Origin of the sequence: Actinoplanes sp. NPDC049548 (genome assembly GCF_040676695.1) — a bacterium.
Lineage (GTDB): Bacteria > Actinomycetota > Actinomycetes > Mycobacteriales > Micromonosporaceae > Actinoplanes.
This window is the reverse complement of record NZ_JBFAPM010000012.1, coordinates 165,407-181,626: the sequence shown is the minus strand read 5'-3', so window position 1 is coordinate 181,626 and position 16,220 is coordinate 165,407. Positions and strand designations below refer to the sequence as shown.

Below are 16,220 nucleotides of genomic sequence, written 5' to 3'. Positions count from 1 at the left end.
GCCCGCTCATTCGGCGCCGCCCGGGCTGATGAGGCGCTCGTCCGAGATGACCTCGATCTGCTCGTGGTAGCCGGGGATCGGGCCGAGCGGGATGGGCTTGCCGGAACGTTCGTAGTCGGTGCGGCGGTGCCGCTTGCGCTCGAGTCCCAGGTTGAGTCCGCTGAGATCGATCGGCCAGTGTTCGAACAGGCCCTGCTCGGCGGCCGCGGCGACCACGCGCGCCCCGGTCTGCGTACGTACGAAGACGCGGCCGTGCTTGGCCGCCCTGCCCTCGCCGAGGCTCGCTGCGAAGATGTTCGGGTCACCGTCACTCACGCTCACGTCGGCCAGCCCCGACACCCAGTCACCGCAGGAGAGACAGCGGTGCGTCTTGTTGCGAGCGAGGTCTCTTACCGCACGCCAGAATTCCACTTCATGTTCGGCGCCGTCCGCGGTCCTGATCCGCACCGCTCCGGGATACTCGCCCTCGCGGTAGCGCAGCCGGGTCACCGACTCGAGCGGCAGCCGTGCCAGCGTCTCCACGATGGACACCGTGCCCTCGGGCCGGGTGCTCGACGAGCACGCGGGCTCGATCAGGAAGACCACGTGGTCGCGCGCCCAGCGTCCGATCGGCGTGTCCATCGCCTGGAGCTTGCGCATGGCTTGGATGTGGCAGGCCGTGCCGGTCATGGCCACCCGCGCGGAGGGGGCGTCCCGGTACACCGTGCGCAGCTCGTTCAGGTAGGGCGCGAGCTGATAGGTGGACTGGGCGGTCTCCACGAGGTGGGCCGAGTCCTCGGTCAGCGACGGTGCGGCCCGCCACGGTGAGGCCGCGTCGCGGCCCATGGTGAGGAAGACCGTCACCCCGAGCTCGGCCGCGGTCGCCTGCAGCAGCGCGGTGATGCTCCCACCGCTGGCCGAGGCGGCGAAGACCTCGGGCCGGGCGGAGCGGCCGCCGAGCACTTCCGTGTAGACGCCGAGCCACCGCTCGGCGTCGGTCCGCGTACGCCCGAAGAGGCGGACCTCCGCCTCGGGCGTGCCCGGATCGGCGCCCGGGCACGCATCGAGGCAGTCGGTGCAGGAACCGCAGTCCGCGGCGGTCCAGTTCGGTGCCGCGACAGGTTCGAGCCCTTCGAAACCGATGACGTCGGCCGGGCAGGCGAGGCTGCAGGCGCCGCACGCCGTGCAGAGGCCCGGCTCGAGCACGACGGCGCTCAGGTCGGCGAAGCTCATGCGATTCCGTCCCGTTCCGCGGCCAGGAGCGCGCCGGCCAGCCGCTCCAGTAGCTGGTGATACTCGGTTTCGGCCAGCAGCACCGGCGGGACGATCTTGATGGTGGCGCCCTCGGGTCCCCCGGTGAACAACAGGAGCCGGCGGTCCGCCGCTCCCTGGGCCACCGCGGTCGCGAGCCGAGATCCGGGGACGTCGCCGTCGGCGCAGTCCATCGCGGCGAGCGCGCCGACCGTCCGCACCCCGCGCAGCCAGGGGTGGCGCGCCGCGAGCTTGGCCAGGTCCTCGGCGAGGCGCTCGCCGAGATCCGCCGCCCGCGCCGGCACGTCCGCCGCGAGCACGGTCTCGATCACCGCGGTGGCCGCGGCGCAGGAGACCGGATGTCCGGAGAACGTCGAGGTCTGTACGCCTGACGGCAGGACGTCGAGGATGCGGCGCTCCCCCGTGACGGCGGCAATCGGGAACCCGTTGCCGAGTGTCTTGCCGAGCAGGGTGAGGTCGGGCGGGGAGGTCATGAGGTCGCCGTAGAACATCTGCCCGCAGCGGCCCAGGCCCGTGTAGATCTCGTCGAGCACGAAGAGGCCGCCGGCCGCGCGGGTACGGATCGCCAGGGCGTCGAGCAGTTCGGGCGGCACCGCCAGGACGCCCTCGGTCACCTGAACCGGCTCCAGTACGACCGCAGCCAGCCCGCCGAGCTCAGCGGCCTGCTCGAGCACGCGGTCGAAGCCGTCCAGCGCAGCCGGTAGATCCACCGGCCCGCGCGGATCGGGCAGCTCGGCGCGCAGCACCGAAGGGTCGGGCGGCGCCGAGAAGTCCTTGAAGGACTGCCGCCAGGTGAGCGCGAGCGCCCCGGCGGTCTTGCCGTGATAGCCGTACCGAAAGCCGACGACGGCACGGCCGCCGGTCGCGGCCCGCGCCACCTTGAGGGCGGCTTCGACCGCCTCGCCACCCGTGGCGGTCGGGAGTACGGCAGGGTCGGCGTACGGCAGGATCGCGCCCAGCGCGGCCACGAAGCGCTCCCGCGCGGCCGAGCCGAGCTTGCATCCGGTGTGCACGAGCGCGCCCAGCTGCGCGGTGACCTCGGAGATCACGGCCGGGTGCTGGTGCCCGAGCGTGGCTGCGCCGCTGCCCGAGGTGGCATCGAAGTGGTCGAGCCCGGCGGCGTCGATGAGCCACGGTCCGGTGGCCCGAACGAACGAGGTTCCGGGACCGGGCCGCGTCGAGACGGCCTCCACGCCGGTCACAGCGCTCGCTCCAGCCGTACGCGGTCGTGGCCCGGGCCGTCCCAGTCGGCCCACACAGTGCCGCCGCCGGGGGCTGCTACGGGCTCGAAGCCGAGCGCCCGGTGGAACGCCTGCGAGTCGGTGTTGCCGACGGAGGTCACCGCGGTCACGGTGCGACGACCGTGCTGCCGGGCCAGCGCGAAGTACCACTCGTACAGCCGGCGGCCGAGGCCGGCACCGCGCAGGGCCGGGTCCACGCCGATGAAGTGTGCGTGCGCCTCGCCGGGAACGCTCGGCGACAGGATGCCGATCAGGAATCCGGCGACGCGCCCATCCTGTTCCGCCACCACACTGGTGTCCGCGAAGTGCCGGAAGAACAGGCGGGGCAGCATGGCCGTGACCGGCCGGCCGTCCCACCATCGTTCGAGCTGGCCGATCACCTCGGGATAGTCCGACTCCCGCAGACCGCGCAGAGTGGTCGCGCCGGCGTCGGCGGTCACGTCGACTCCCATCTTCGCCAGAACCTCGATGAACTCGGGAAAGGACGTCTCGTGGCAGGTGCCGCCGCGGACCCTGCTCGTTCCACCGAGGCCGGCCGCGAGCGTGGCCGCCGCCATGGCGATGCGGTGGTCGCCGAAGCTGTCCGTCGGGGCCGGGCGCAGCGGCCCGCCGCCCGTCACCGTGACCGTTGCCGCGTCCGCCGTGACCTCGGCGCCGAACGGCCGCAGCATCTCGGCCGTCGTGACGAGGCGGTCGGTCTCCTTGAAGCTGAGCTCGCCGGCGCAGCCGATCCGGGAGGTGCCGGGCACCGTGGCCGCGACCGCGGCGAGCAACGGCACCTCGTCGATGAGGGCGTGCAGGGTGTGCGGGTCGTCGACGGCGACGGGACGCAGCCGCTGCGGGCCGCCGTCCACCACGATCGTTCCCACGGGCTCGCCGTGGCACAGGACCCGGTCCTCGTACCGGATGCCCGCCCCCGCCTCGCGCAGGACGTCGAAGAACCCGAGCCGGGTGGGGTTGAGGCCGATGCCGGTGAGCCGAAGGGGCCCGGCGCCGCGGCGGAGCAGATGGGCCGCGGCCGGGTACGCCGCGAGCGAGGGATCGCCCGGCACCTCGATCCGGTGCGGGACGATCACCGGGGCCGGACGGTGCACGAGCTCCCGGTCGTTCCAGGCGAGGCCTGCGCCGAACGACGCGAGCATGCGCTCGGTGTGGTCGCGGCTGAGGACGGGATAGCGGACGGTGGCGGGGAGCCCGGCGGCGACCACGGCGAGGACGACGCCAGCGCGTGCCTGGGCGCTTCCGACCCGCAAATCGACGGTGCCGCCCCGGTCGACCGGCCCGTGTACGGCTAGCGGGAGGCAGCCTTCCGCACCGAGGTACTCGATCCGGGCGCCGAGCTCGCGCAGGGGATCCACCAGCCAGTCCATCGGCCGCCGACGCAGGATCGCATCACCGTCGACCACCGCCGTCCGGCCGAGGCCGGTCAGGAGGCCGATGAGCAGCCGCGCCGCGGCGCTGGAGCCGCCGACGTAGAGGCGGGGCATCGGCTCACCGGCGGAGGCGCGGCGCACCACGCGCTCGCCGTCGGCCTGGACGATGTCGAGGCCCAGCTGTTGCAGCGGCTCGAACAGGGCCCGGACGGCCCCGCCGGGATTGATCCCGGCCAGGCGCACGTCGTGGTCGGCGACGAGGCAGCTGAGCAGCGCCCGGTGGCTGATCGACTTGTCCCCGGGAACGGTCACCGTGTCGGCCGAAGAAATGTCCAGGCCACCTCGGACGACCACATCCGACCACTTCTCTTGCCCTTCGGACAAAGCACATTCCCGTCTGTCTCATGGCAGAATCGAGCAAAGTGATGCTCGACACATCGGCTGCGGTCGCATGCACGCGACGATGTGCGCGGGAGGATGCCCCCGATCGACACGCCGAAGATGAAATGCGCGTGCCGAAAGACCCGGCGATCAGGCGTTGACCCGCCGCCATTGAGTCGGATGGAACCCCCCGTGGGGGCGCCCCAACAGCCGGCTTGCCGCCGGAAAGCCCCGCTCGGGCCGACCGCTTGCGGCTCGACCCGAGGAAAGCTTCATTGATCGTGAGCAGCACCGTCAAGTGACGACGGGCAATCAAGGGTGATCTTGTCTTTAAGCGCAGGTCAGGCGCGCGCGCAGTGTTTCAGCACCTGGGACAGCAACTACTCAACCCACCATTTTAGTAGGATATTACTTGCTATCTTCCGGCGCACACCTGATGGTATTCATCGCTTTTCGTCATCAGCCTTACCCCGAGGAGTCCGAATGTCCGACACCCCGCCGCTCGCCGCGTTGCCGGAGGATTGGCAGACCGCCCTGGCCGTGGTAGCCCATCCCGACGACCTCGAGTACGGCGCCGCTTCGGCGATCGCCCGCTGGACCGCACAGGGGAAGAACATTGTGTACTGTCTACTCACCAGCGGTGAGGCCGGGATCGACGGTATCGCCCCGCCCCGCGCGAAGCAGATCCGTGAGCGTGAGCAGATCGCGTCCGCCGCCGTGGTGGGCGTGGAAACCGTCGAATTCCTGGGCCTGCCTGATGGCATCCTCGAATATGGGCTTCCCCTGCGTCGCGCGATCACGCGGCAAATCCGCCGGCATCGACCGGACATTGTGATCACCAACAACTTCCGCGACACCTGGGACGGGGAGGAGCTCAACCAGGCCGACCACATCGCCGCTGGCCGGGCGCTGCTCGACGCCGTCCGCGACGCCGGCAACCGGTGGGTCTTCCCCGACCTCGCGGAGGAAGAACTCGAGCCGTGGAACGGCGTACGCCAGGTGTGGGCCGCCTATTCGCCGTCGGCCCGACACGGCGTTGACGTGACAGAAACCCTGGATCTGGGGCTGGCGTCGCTGCGAGCACACGAGGAATACCTGCGTGGATTGGGCGACATGAATTTCGACCACGAGGAATTTCTCGAAGAACTCGCGCGGCAAGCAGGCAGCCGCCTGGGTTGCCGGTTCGCCGTCGCCTTCGAGGCCGTGCGTTTCGCCGGGTGAGCAGTCGTCTCATCAGTCCAGAGTTCTACCCGCATTCCGAGGTCAAGGTGCCACGGAAGTAGACATGGCCATTTCGAATGACTATCTGGTTCTGCTGCGGCGATGCTCGGGGCGTGCGATACGGCGATGATGGCGGAATCCCGATCAGGTCGGGGCGCGGGTGGTCGGCGACGGCTCGGGCGACGATGCGTGTCAGCTCGCTCGGATCCGGTCCCCGCGGGCCACCCGGCCGCCGCTGACGACCTTCGCGTACACCCCGAAGTTCGATCTCCTGGCTCCGGCCAGGACCCGCAGAACCTCCTTGTCCCTGGGGAGGCCAGACTGCGGCAGCGTGACCATTACGCATCGCTCGGTGAGTTCCGTTATCTCGAGTGTCGTGCTGCCCCCGATCAGCAGCTTGCGGCCGACCCATCCTTCCTCGGCACCGTCCTCCCAAGCCCCGTCGACCACGAGGTTGGGTCGGAATCGCGCAACCGGGACGGCGGTGCCATTCGGCACCTCGGTGGCCAGAGCGGCCAGCGAGGAACGCGAGATCAGATGCACCGCGCCGATGTCGACGTGCGGAGTTGCGGTCTCGCGGAGGGCGCGCACCGGCTCGCCGGCCAAAGCGGTAAGCCTCGCGTCCAGCTCCGGGCTCCCGGCAAGCAGCACGGCACCGTCCGGGGTGTGCACCTCCACCCGGCCGTCACGCGTACGCGCCGTGTATTCGAGCAGTCCGTCGAGGCGGCGAACGTGTTTCCAGGTCTTACCGCTGCCTACCCGTCCGTCCGCGTAGGTGACAGCCCACTCCCGGTCGCCCAATGGCCCACGGCTGTCGAATCGGATCTCGTCGACCAGTTCTCCGAGCATGGACTTCACGGGATACCGGTAGAGCGCTTCAACCGTGGCGTCGAGATAGGGCACGTGACACTCCTTCAAAGGCCGGGCTGCCGCCCGCCCGGCTCACACGTCGAACAGCACCAAGCTGGCCAGTCCGATCAGGACGGCGCTCGACAGGTAGTTGAGCGCACGTCCCGCTCGCGGGCGGGCCGCGAGCTTGGTCGCCAGGGTTCCCCCGGTGACCCCGACGGTGACGTCGATGGGTAGCGCCGTCAGCGGGACGATCAGGCAGAACCCGATCAGGACCGGTAACCCCGGATGGTGGAGAGTCACGATCACCTGTGGCACCAGAGCCAGGAAGAACGTGACGGTCTTCGGGTTCGTGGCCTCGACCACGAACCCCTGCAGATAACTCCGCAGACCGGAGACCCTGGCCGCCTTGTCAGTCGTCACAGTGAATGGCTGATCCCGCAGCCCCGTGATCCCGAGATAGAGCAGGTATGCGGCACCCGCAATCTGCAGCGTCACGAATGCCGGCCGGGACGAGGCGATCAACGCGGACACGCCGATCGCCGTCAACAGCGCCCACATCGCGCTTCCGCTGGCGAGCCCTAAGGCGGCGAAAACTCCGGCGGCGCGTCCGTTGACCACGCTACGCGACATCACGTAAAGGATCGACGGACCAGGGCTCAGGTTCAGCAGGAACGCCGTCAGTACGAACGATGAGAGAACGGTGAGCGTCAACGTGCCATCCTGTCAGAGGTAGCTGCCGAGGTCACCGCGACGGCGGATGTCGAGCGAGCAACAGTGCAGACCCCCGCCGAAGGTACGACCATGCCGGAAGGTCGTCGGCACCACGGTGATGCCGGCGTCCTCGAGCTGCTTCATCACCCTGGTCTGGTTGGCCGGGACGACCACCGTGTCGGGTCCGAGCGCCAGAATGTTCATGCCGACCCAGACGGAAGCTCGCGGCCAGTCGAAGGCGTATCCGTCGTCCTCCGGGGTGTCCACCCAGATGGTCTTCCAGGACCGCAGTGGCGCGGGAATCGTCTCCGGAGAGAGCCGCGCGGAGTTGGCCAGGAGCAACCCGGGCCGCAGGATGTGCAGCGTGGTCCCGACATGGTCGGAGCAGATGGACATCTCGTGCACCCGGAAGTCGGGGGACAGTTGTCGCCGCAGCCACGCCGCACCACGCCGGTTCCCCGTGTTGCTGACGTTGAAGAAGATGTCCCGCCCGCACTTGAGGACGTTGGCCGCGTCGAACAACGGCTCCAGATCCGCCACCACCGACTTGCCCGGCTGGTAGATGTAGGTCTCGTCGGTCAGCAGGGGCTTCGGCGCGGCGAACCAGGAGGCACCGGCGTCCGAGTACTCCCGCAGCAGAGGACGGAATGGGGCGGTCTCGAAGAAGCGGGAGCGCATCGGCATCGGCGCTTCCATGATGCGGTCGCCCACCACCAGCAGACAGTCGCGCGGCATCAAGGCATGCATGGCGACGGAGTCCCACTGCGGGGTGGCATAACGCTGGTTTGAGGCAGGGTGCTCCGGGCGGCGCACGCGCACGCCGGCCGCCGTGAGCGTCTCGGTCAGCTGCGCGAAGTCCTCCTCTGTCTCGTCCACCACGCGCTGCAGCGCGCCGGCGTCGATCCGCTCGTCCGCGGCGTTCGCCGGTGGTTCGAAGAAGTGCCGGAGCGACACGTCGACGGGGGGAGGCGTGAGACCCACCGCGGTACCGAGGATGATCTCCTCCAGCGGGTCCCAATCATTGACGCTCCATACGGCCTTGTGCATTACCGCTCATTCCTTTCAGATGGCTTGCGAAAGCCGAGCCCGAACGGCTGATTTGTCGGCATCAGCTCTATGAAGCTGACGTTCACTCTCGCGGGCTGGGAGATACACCAATCGACGGCTTCGGCGATGTCTTCCGGCGTCAGTGGTTCGACGCCGTCGTACAGCGCGTCCGCGCGGTCCTGATCACCGTCGAACCGGGTCAAGGCGAATTCTGTGCGGGCCATTCCCGGCGCGATGCAACTGACCCGGATACCGCTGCCTTCCAGATCGGTACGCAGGTTTTGGCTGAGCTGGTGGACGAACGCCTTGGTCCCCCCGTAGACGTTGCCACCCACATACGGATAAACGGCCGCGATGGAGCCGATGTTCACCACGTGGCCACGGCCGGCGGTGATCATTGTCGGCAGGGTGGCGCGGACACAATGCAACAGGCCCATGACGTTCGTCTCGATCATCTCGCGCCAGTGCTGCAAATCCGCATCCTGGATCGGTCCGAAACCCTTCGACAAGCCGGCGTTGTTGACGAGTAGGCCTACCGAGGCAAACGGCTCGGGCAGCTCGCTGAGAGCTCGAGTGACCGCCTCATGATCGCGGACGTCTACGGTGCGGGGAAGAACCATGTCGTGACCCAGAGCGTCCGCCAGCTCCAAGAGCCGGTCCGTCCGGCGGGCCAAAGCCACGACGGGCCGTCCCGATTTGACCAACCGATGGACGATGGCACTGCCGAATCCCGACGATGCGCCGGTCACTATTGCCGAGGCCAAATTCGTCATCACTGCTCCAAGTGCCTCATTCGAGGGCCTGTCCGCCCTCCGATCAGATTTCGGGTGAAGCGATGTCCTCCGCTTCACCGCGGCGGACCGCGAACGTCAGATCCAGCGGCGGTAGACCACCGAGTTGCGCGCCGGGTCCAACTGGTCCACCCAGAGCCGCGGTCCCTCCACCTGCTCGACGGAATCGAAGCCGTGCGCAATGAACCAGGCGTTCGACGGGCTCGAGGCCGCATACAGCGCTCTGGCCGACATTCGGCGGGCCTCCTGCACGGCGCACTTCACCAGAAGGCTGCCGATCCGCCGGCCCTGACTACCGGTGTGCACACACAGGTTGTCGAGGACACACTCGGCACCGAAGCGCTGCACGCCGACGCACGCTCGTATCTGGCCTAGTTCCTCGACGACGAGGAAGTCGTCGGACCGTCTCGCGAATTCGTCGATCTTGCGGCAACGGAGCCTACCGCGCACCACGAACGGCGCGGACAGGTTGTGCAGAGCTGCGGCGTCAGCGCGGCGCGCACGCCGCACCGACAGGGAGTCCGGCGTCGCGTACGTGTCGATATCCACAACTGAAGGGTTGGTATACGTACTCATTGACCGGCCTCCTCGATGCCGACCGAACCACCCGACCACGGACACCGCCATCGTTCGGGGTTCGCACGTCCCGAGTACTGAACGGACTCCGGATTCTGCCCGAAGTCGGAGAGGTTAGGGTTGACAGATCCCTGAATGCGAAGCTCTCGGGCCCTGATTTTTGTCTGCAGGGAGGCGTACAGCCCGCTCTGCTTCAGCCGGTCGAATTGCAGGTGAGAATTGAAGACCAGCACCGGGTAGGGAAACCGGCGAGAAATCCGGGATGCCTGCGAATGCAGTCCGACGACGAAGAAGGGATGGCCGGCCACACTGTACGCAAATCGGGGCGAGTGGGGGTCGCTGGAAACACCTCTCGCCCACTCATACTTCTCTCGATCCACGTCGTGCAACATTTCGAGTTGACCCCATAGGGCCTTCTCGAATTCCTCTTCGCTCTGCCGCTGCGGCTCTTCGAAGATGGCAGCGAAGGAGCCGAAGTCGGTTTCTTCCGGACGCCTGGCCCGAACGAATTCGACAAGCTGGCCGTGCAACCGGCGAGTGCTGTCCATATCGGACATGGTTCTCAGCTCGACGCAGGTCAGCTGTTCACGGCGCACTGCGGCCCGGCCGCCCAGGCAGCTGAAGTCCGTACCGGAAATCCAATCCTTGAACATTGTTGTCGGAGAGTTTGGTTCGTGGACGATCTCATCCGGTCGACCCATGGAACCCCCGTAAGTGTCGTTGCTCCCACCGCGAAAGGGACATGGACACGCATCGGCCCGCCCCGTCCAGTCCAGTCCCGAACCAGCATGATCAGTGATGTAGAGTGATTTGTTGACGGGAAGTTGACAGCGTCGTCGACCGGGGTGACCGGAGTCCTGAGCAACGCATTTAATCTCGGGACGAACGCGCGGGGGACACTGTGAGCTTGATACTTCTTGGACCGGTAGAGGGCAGGTCACACGGTCGGCCCCTGTCGATGGGAAGACCGCAGCAGTGCACCGTCCTGGCCGCACTGGCCGTGGAGGCCGATCGGACTGTGTCGGTTGACACACTCGTGGAGCGTGTGTGGGGGGAGTGCCCTCCGACCCGAGCGCGGCGCACTCTGCACAGCCACATCACTCGCATCCGGCGGCTGCTGGAACGTCTCGACACCGGGTCTGGCGAACCCGCACAGCTCTCTCTCGGCTTCGGTGGCTACCGACTCGAGATGCACTCGGACGACATCGATCTGCATCGCTTCCGTCGATTGGTCAAGGAAGCCGGCGACCGGCAATGCACGCCCGTCGAGGCGCGGCGGCTACTCCGCGACGCGATCTCCCTGTGGCGCGGTCAGCCGCTTGCCGGCCTCACCGGCGCCTGGGCGGAGCGCATCCGGGACTCCTGGTCGCTGGAGCGACTGGAAGCGGTGGTCGCATGGGCCGGCGTGGAGCTGACGATCGGTGACCCGCAGTCGGTCATCGTGGAGCTCACCGGGCTGTCATACGACTATCCGTTGGTCGAAAGCATTGCGGCGATGTTGATCCGGGCTCAGCACGCGGCCGGACGCACCGCTGAGGCGTTGGACTGCTACGCCACCATCCGCAGTCGCCTGGTGGACGAACTCGGCATTGAGCCGGGTTCCGAACTGCAACAGTTGCATCAGGCGATCCTGCGCGGCGGCCTCGACGTCCCGCGGCCGCCGGAGCCGCCGGCTTTTCTTGCCACCCCGCCCACCGTGCCGGTCATCTCGACGCCGCGCAGGTACATGGTTACTCCTGCTCAACTACCGTTCGACGTCCGCGGGTTCACCGGGCGCCACCGGGAGATGCGGCAGCTCTCCGACGCCTTGGTGATGTCCCGTACGCACAACGAGGCCGGTCTGTGCGTCCTGTGGGGTGCCGCGGGGGCGGGAAAGACGTCCCTGGCGGTGCATTGGGCACACGATGTCGCGAAGCACTTCCCCGACGGACAGCTCTACGTCAATCTGCGGGGATTCGAGCCCAGCGGCGTTGTGGTGAAGCCGGAGGAGGCCACCCGGATGTTCCTGGACGCGTTCCAGGTGCCGCCGCAAAGCATCCCCCTCAGCCTTGAGGCGCAGTCGGCGCTGTACCGCAGTTGTGTCGCCGGCCGTCGAATGCTCGTCGTTCTGGACAACGCCCGGGACGTCGAGCAGGTGCGGCCCCTATTGCCCGGCTCATCCGGGTGCATGGTGGTGGTCACGAGCCGCCGCGCACTGTCCAGCCTGGTGGCCGTCGAAGGTGCCCATCCGATAGCCGTGGAGCCTTTGTCCGCCGAGCAGGCCCGGACCATGCTGTCGAGTCGGCTGAGCTCCTCCCCGGTCGCCGCGGACGACGAGGCGGTCGACAGGCTCATCGCCCGATGCGCCGGGTTGCCCCTCGCACTCGCCCTCGTCGCCGCGCGTGCGGCGACTTACCGGCACCTTGATCTGCGGAAGCTCGCCGACGAGCTTGACCAGGCGAGCGGCCTCCTCGACAACCTGGTGAGCACCGATGCAACAGCGGACGTCCACAGCGTCCTCTTGTGGGCCTACAAGTCCCTCAGCCCAGAGGCGGCGAGGCTGTTCCGCCTGCTCGGGTTGTCACCCGGCCCGGACATCGACGAAATGGCCGTGGCACACGTGACCGGAGCGAACCCGTCCGAGGTGCGGATGCTGCTCAACGAGCTGAAGGACGCTCACTTGATCAGCGAGCACAAGCCGAACCGTTTCTCGTTCCACGAGCTGTTGTTCGCCTATGCATTGGACCTGGTCCGGGCCGTGGACACCCCGCAGGAGCGGGATGCGGCGGTTCGCCGACTACTCACGTACTACGTCGCCTCCGCGCGTACGGCGGCCGCGTTCCTCGAGCCACATCCCGATGCGGCCCCGGACGACGGAACGGACGTCCGTCCCGCGCGGATCACCTCCGACCGGGAGGCGCTGGAGTGGTTCATCGCCGAGCACGCGGTGCTGCTCGACGTCGTCCGCAGGGCCGACGAGGACGGCTACGACGCGTTGCTGTGCGGAATAGCCCAGTCTCTGATGGAGTACTTCAACCGCCAGGGTCATTGGCGCGACCAGGACGCCACCCAGCGCCTCGCTCTCGGCGCGGCCCGGCGGCTGGACGACAAGAACGCCGAGGGGCAGGCGCATCGTGGTATCGGGCTGGCGCAGGCATGGCTGGGCCACTACGACGAGGCATACACCCACAGCAAGAGTGCTTTGGACCTGGCCTGTGAGGTTGGTTCGACCGGTGACCAAGCGCAGGCGCATCTGGCCCTCGCCCGGGTCTTCGAACGGCAGAATCGCCACAGCGAAGCCCTCGGGCACGACAGGGCCGCCCTCATGCTGGCCGAGATCGCGCATGATCGGCTGGCGCACGCGGTCTCGCTCAACAACGTCGGATGGTCGCTCGCCATGCTCGAGCAGTACGAATCGGCAAAGGAACACTGCAGCCGCGCCCTCACGCTGTTGCAGGAACTGGGCAACCCATCCGGCGAGGCGGCGACCTGGGACAGCCTCGGCTACATCAACCACCAGCTCGGCAATCTGCCCGAAGCGATCGAATGCTATCGCCAGGCGATCCGAAGGAACCGGGACGCGGGCAACCGCTACGCTGAGGCGGACAGCCGGCACCATCTCGGGAACACCATGATGGCAATGGGCGACGTCGCCGGCGCAAAGGATTCGTGGGAGCAGGCCCTCACGATCCTGGACGAGCTGGAGCACCCTGATGGCGATGCGGTGCGGAAGAGGCTCTCCGGCCTCGAGAACACGCGCGCAGCCACGGGCCGACGGCCCTGACCGATAGCGACGATGAGCTCGTTGAGGACGTCGATGGTGCGCTTGATCGACGTCCTCAACGCGGTCACGGTAAGACATCCGGACTGGCACTGACCGACCCGTGGACCGACAACATCAGCCACCTCTGACACCTTCGCCGACGAACCGGCCGCAACACCCACAGCGGGCTGACCGCCCGCGAGCCGCCGACGAACCCACTAACGATGTGGCCAACTAACCGTCGCCACACGGGCCAACCCACCGTCCCGGTTTCCTCCAACGGACAAGGCCAGCGATGTACCGGCTGGCCAACTAACGGTCGCACTCATACCTGTGTGACTGAGCACGTTAGTTGGCGAGCGTTGAACGCAATAGTTGGAGGTGCTCACTGATCATCTGTGCGGGCGAGGCGAGGCTGAGCTACTTGATCGTCGGTGGCACGGGGTCCGGGTTCCCCCTGGTCGTCCAGGATATCCTCGGCGAATCCGCCGGGGCTGAGATCCACACTGACGATCGGCGCGGACTGACGCTCGTCCCGCTGGCCCTGTTCCATCGCCGGTTACAGCTCGCGCGGCGAGTCATCCCACCGTAGGAACGGCACGACTTCGAGCTATCCACTCTGGAAAAGCGGCCCGTCGAACAGCTTTTCGACAGCAGCCCCGCAAGCACCACGGTTCACGACGTGGGACGATCCGAGCCAAAGTGGGAACGAAGAAGGCCGTGGCTTGCGTTTCCGCAAGTCACGGCCTTGATCACTTGCGCGCCCGAAGGGACTCGAACCCCTAACCTTCTGATCCGTAGTCAGATGCTCTATCCATTGAGCTACGGGCGCTCGGTGCGTTGCCAGCATACACACCGGCTCAACACGCGGAGACTCCGGGATTCGAACCCGGGAGGGGGTATAAGCCCCCAACCGCATTAGCAGTGCGGCGCCATAGACCAGACTAGGCGAAGTCTCCCCGGTGGCCTTCAGGCCACCGACCGTCGAGGATACCGGACCGCCTGAGGGCCCGGCAAAGAGGTTCCCCTCGGCGCGGCGTGGCGGAAATTGATCGACCACACCCGCCTCCAACAGGTGAAACCCCGGCAGCCAGGCTAGGCTGCGACGGCATGGAGGACAAGCAGCCGCAGCCGCGTCGCCCGCGGGCTCCCCGACCCGCGTTCAGCACGTCTGACCAGCCCGAATCCTCCTCGGCGCCGGAAGGCCGGCCCCGCAGGACGCCACCCCCGGTGACATTCCGGCCGCCGGCTTCGGACAAAAACCCGAAATCTTCAGGTACGGGCACACCGCCACCAACCGCAGATGCGTCCACCCAAGTCAACGGGTCACCCCGGCCTGCGCGGAAGGCGACCGCCGGCAAGAAGGCACCAGCGAAGAAGGCAGCCCCCGCCAAGCCCCAGCCCTCAGTGACGAAGGCCACGCCCGCAAAGGCGACGCCCGCCAAGAAGGCGACTCCCCCGAGGGACACCGCGCCGACCAAGGGGGCGCCAGCGAGGGACGCCACTCAGGCGGGGGGCACCACGCCAACCAAGGCCACGCCAGCGAGGCACTCCACTTCGACCGGGGACATCGTGCCGGCCGAGGCGCCACCGGTGAAAAACACTTCACCAGTGAAGGCGCCGGCGGCGAAGAGTTCGCCGGCTGAGGCGGCTCCCGCCAAGAAGGCCGCGAAGCGGGCGGCAGCGGCCAAGAAGACCGCGCCGCTGAAGAGAGCCATCAAGGCGGCGGCGTCGGAACTGGCGCCGGCTGTGGTCGAGCCGGATATGACCACCGTTCCGGACGAGCCGACCCCGACTCCGGAGGAAAAGGCCGCCGCAACCGCTAAGCACGGCGATAGCGCGGCTGCCGCTAACACAAGCACTGGCGCACAGATCAGCACTGGACCGCCCGCGGAGGTCGCCAAGCCCGCGGGAAGCGCCAAGCGCGCCGATGAGGCCTCCGCCGCACAGACCGGTACTGCCGAGCCTGGGCGTACGGACGAGACCGGCAGCCATAGGGCGGCCGCGGGCGCCGACGAGGCGCGGACCGGCTCGCTCGCGTCCGGAGGGCAGGCCGGGGCGACAACCCCTGCTGCCGAGCCCCCGGCTACGGCCCCGGGGCAGCCGGGGGCTGTCGTCCCCGTAGAGCCGACCCTCTCGCCAAGGACCGACGCATCGACGGACACCGAGTCCGTTGAAGCCCGGAGGCGCACCCTCGCGGCAGCCCGCTTCGAAGCCTGGGCGCGCATCATCGCCGATCCCGCCCACTCACCCGAGCTCCTCGCCGTCGCCGCCGTGCAGACGATCGGTCCGCGTGCCGCCGAGTGGGCGGAACGCACGCGCGAGGCGTACCCGTCCGCCACACCGGACGCGATCGCTCGTCTGGCGGTGAAGCAGTTCACCCGGTTCGGCAGCGTGAACAGTGTCTTCGCCGCGGTGGCGGGGTCGTACGCTCCGCTCGCTCTGCTCGGCGCCGCGGCGTTGACGCAGGCGGAGCTGGCTCTGCATGTGGCCGCTGCCTATGGCGTCGACCCGGCAGATCCGGCTCGCGCGGTTGATCTGCTGGTGCTGACCCGCGTGCACCCCGAACGCGAGGACGCCGAGGTGGCGTTGGCCGCTACCCGCGAGCACAGCCACGAGGGCGCCGGGCTGACCGATGCCGCGTGGCGCCTGGGCCGGATGGTCGTGGCTCACGCGGGTGGCTGGGCGGTGCTGCGCGCGGCCAATCGGTTCTTCCCGGGCGCCAGCCTGCTCGCCGCCGTACTGACGAGCCGAGCCGCCGCCGAGACCATGGGCGCGAGAGCCACGCTCTTCTACCGGACCGCGACCTCCCACTAACCGGCCGAAGCGCCGACGAACCGCCACCTCCGGACCGGCATGAGCGGACCCCGCATGAACGGGAGCGAAGTCTGGACTGCCGGCGTACCCCGATCGGGTGGCCCAACCACACGCACATCCGGACCTTTATGGGCAAGCGACGCGCCGACTGTCGGCAATTGTGCGGTCTAAGTCGCACCTTGGGTGCGATGCGTAACCTCCCGCGCTGCCCACCCTA

At 68.1% G+C, this 16,220-nt stretch carries 12 protein-coding genes, 2 tRNA genes and 1 pseudogene; 4 read left to right on the top strand and 11 right to left on the bottom strand.

Annotated elements, in window-relative coordinates; translation table 11 throughout:
* Positions 1 to 6: 6 nt before the first annotated feature.
* The 3 genes from AB0J80_RS23865 to AB0J80_RS23855 are packed head-to-tail and all read right to left on the bottom strand — an operon-like array spanning position 7 to position 4,177.
* Positions 7 to 1,212, bottom strand: coding sequence for a Coenzyme F420 hydrogenase/dehydrogenase, beta subunit C-terminal domain (locus AB0J80_RS23865; protein ID WP_364708592.1), 1,206 nt, complete (start codon positions 1,210 to 1,212; stop codon positions 7 to 9).
* A complete protein-coding gene (locus AB0J80_RS23860) occupies positions 1,209 to 2,453 on the bottom strand; it encodes an aspartate aminotransferase family protein (RefSeq protein ID WP_364708589.1) in 1,245 nt (414 codons plus the stop codon). Before AB0J80_RS23860 ends, AB0J80_RS23865 begins: the two co-directional genes overlap by 4 nt.
* Positions 2,450 to 4,177 (bottom strand): GNAT family N-acetyltransferase, encoded by a 1,728-nt coding sequence (locus AB0J80_RS23855; RefSeq protein ID WP_364708587.1) that lies wholly within the window; start codon positions 4,175 to 4,177, stop codon positions 2,450 to 2,452. The genes AB0J80_RS23860 and AB0J80_RS23855 overlap by 4 nt, the downstream gene beginning before the upstream one ends.
* Before the next feature lie 552 nt (positions 4,178 to 4,729).
* Between AB0J80_RS23855 and AB0J80_RS23850 the strand changes: the two genes are divergently transcribed.
* Positions 4,730 to 5,467 (top strand): PIG-L deacetylase family protein, encoded by a 738-nt coding sequence (locus AB0J80_RS23850; protein WP_364708585.1) that lies wholly within the window; start codon positions 4,730 to 4,732, stop codon positions 5,465 to 5,467.
* A 192-nt stretch (positions 5,468 to 5,659) separates the two neighbouring features.
* On the opposite strand, the gene AB0J80_RS23845 is transcribed toward AB0J80_RS23850, so the two are convergent.
* The 6 genes from AB0J80_RS23845 to gntA form a co-directional block, all read right to left on the bottom strand.
* On the bottom strand, positions 5,660 to 6,370 hold the full coding sequence (locus AB0J80_RS23845) for an MOSC domain-containing protein (RefSeq protein ID WP_364708582.1): 711 nt from the start codon (positions 6,368 to 6,370) through the stop codon (positions 5,660 to 5,662).
* A 39-nt stretch (positions 6,371 to 6,409) separates the two neighbouring features.
* The gene (locus tag AB0J80_RS23840) at positions 6,410 to 7,030 is read right to left on the bottom strand and encodes a LysE family translocator (protein ID WP_364708579.1); all 621 of its coding nucleotides are present in this window, start codon (positions 7,028 to 7,030) and stop codon (positions 6,410 to 6,412) included.
* A 12-nt stretch (positions 7,031 to 7,042) separates the two neighbouring features.
* Positions 7,043 to 8,077: a hypothetical protein gene (locus AB0J80_RS23835; RefSeq protein WP_364708577.1), complete on the bottom strand. Its 1,035-nt coding sequence runs from the start codon at positions 8,075 to 8,077 to the stop codon at positions 7,043 to 7,045.
* Positions 8,077 to 8,850, bottom strand: coding sequence for an SDR family NAD(P)-dependent oxidoreductase (locus AB0J80_RS23830; protein ID WP_364708574.1), 774 nt, complete (start codon positions 8,848 to 8,850; stop codon positions 8,077 to 8,079). Before AB0J80_RS23830 ends, AB0J80_RS23835 begins: the two co-directional genes overlap by 1 nt.
* A 96-nt stretch (positions 8,851 to 8,946) precedes the next feature.
* On the bottom strand, positions 8,947 to 9,417 hold the full coding sequence (locus AB0J80_RS23825) for a GNAT family N-acetyltransferase (RefSeq protein ID WP_364708571.1): 471 nt from the start codon (positions 9,415 to 9,417) through the stop codon (positions 8,947 to 8,949).
* Between the two features lie 23 nt (positions 9,418 to 9,440).
* Positions 9,441 to 10,145: a guanitoxin biosynthesis heme-dependent pre-guanitoxin N-hydroxylase GntA gene (gene gntA, locus AB0J80_RS23820; protein ID WP_364708569.1), complete on the bottom strand. Its 705-nt coding sequence runs from the start codon at positions 10,143 to 10,145 to the stop codon at positions 9,441 to 9,443.
* Positions 10,146 to 10,402: 257 nt separating this feature from the next.
* On the opposite strand from gntA, the pseudogene AB0J80_RS23815 reads away from it, so the two are divergent.
* Positions 10,403 to 10,558: pseudogene (locus AB0J80_RS23815) on the top strand (helix-turn-helix domain-containing protein); the annotation flags it as partial.
* Positions 10,559 to 10,633: 75 nt separating this feature from the next.
* Positions 10,634 to 13,207 carry a BTAD domain-containing putative transcriptional regulator gene (locus AB0J80_RS23810; protein ID WP_364708814.1) on the top strand — a complete coding sequence of 858 codons (2,574 nt, stop codon included), beginning with the start codon at positions 10,634 to 10,636 and terminating at the stop codon, positions 13,205 to 13,207.
* 738 nt (positions 13,208 to 13,945) lie between these two features.
* Here the strand turns inward: AB0J80_RS23810 and AB0J80_RS23805 are convergent.
* Positions 13,946 to 14,018, bottom strand: a tRNA-Arg gene (locus tag AB0J80_RS23805).
* Positions 14,019 to 14,054: 36 nt separating this feature from the next.
* Positions 14,055 to 14,145 (bottom strand) — tRNA-Ser (locus tag AB0J80_RS23800).
* 652 nt (positions 14,146 to 14,797) lie between these two features.
* On the opposite strand from AB0J80_RS23800, the gene AB0J80_RS23795 reads away from it, so the two are divergent.
* Positions 14,798 to 16,003: a hypothetical protein gene (locus AB0J80_RS23795; RefSeq protein WP_364708567.1), complete on the top strand. Its 1,206-nt coding sequence runs from the start codon at positions 14,798 to 14,800 to the stop codon at positions 16,001 to 16,003.
* Positions 16,004 to 16,220 lie beyond the last annotated feature (217 nt).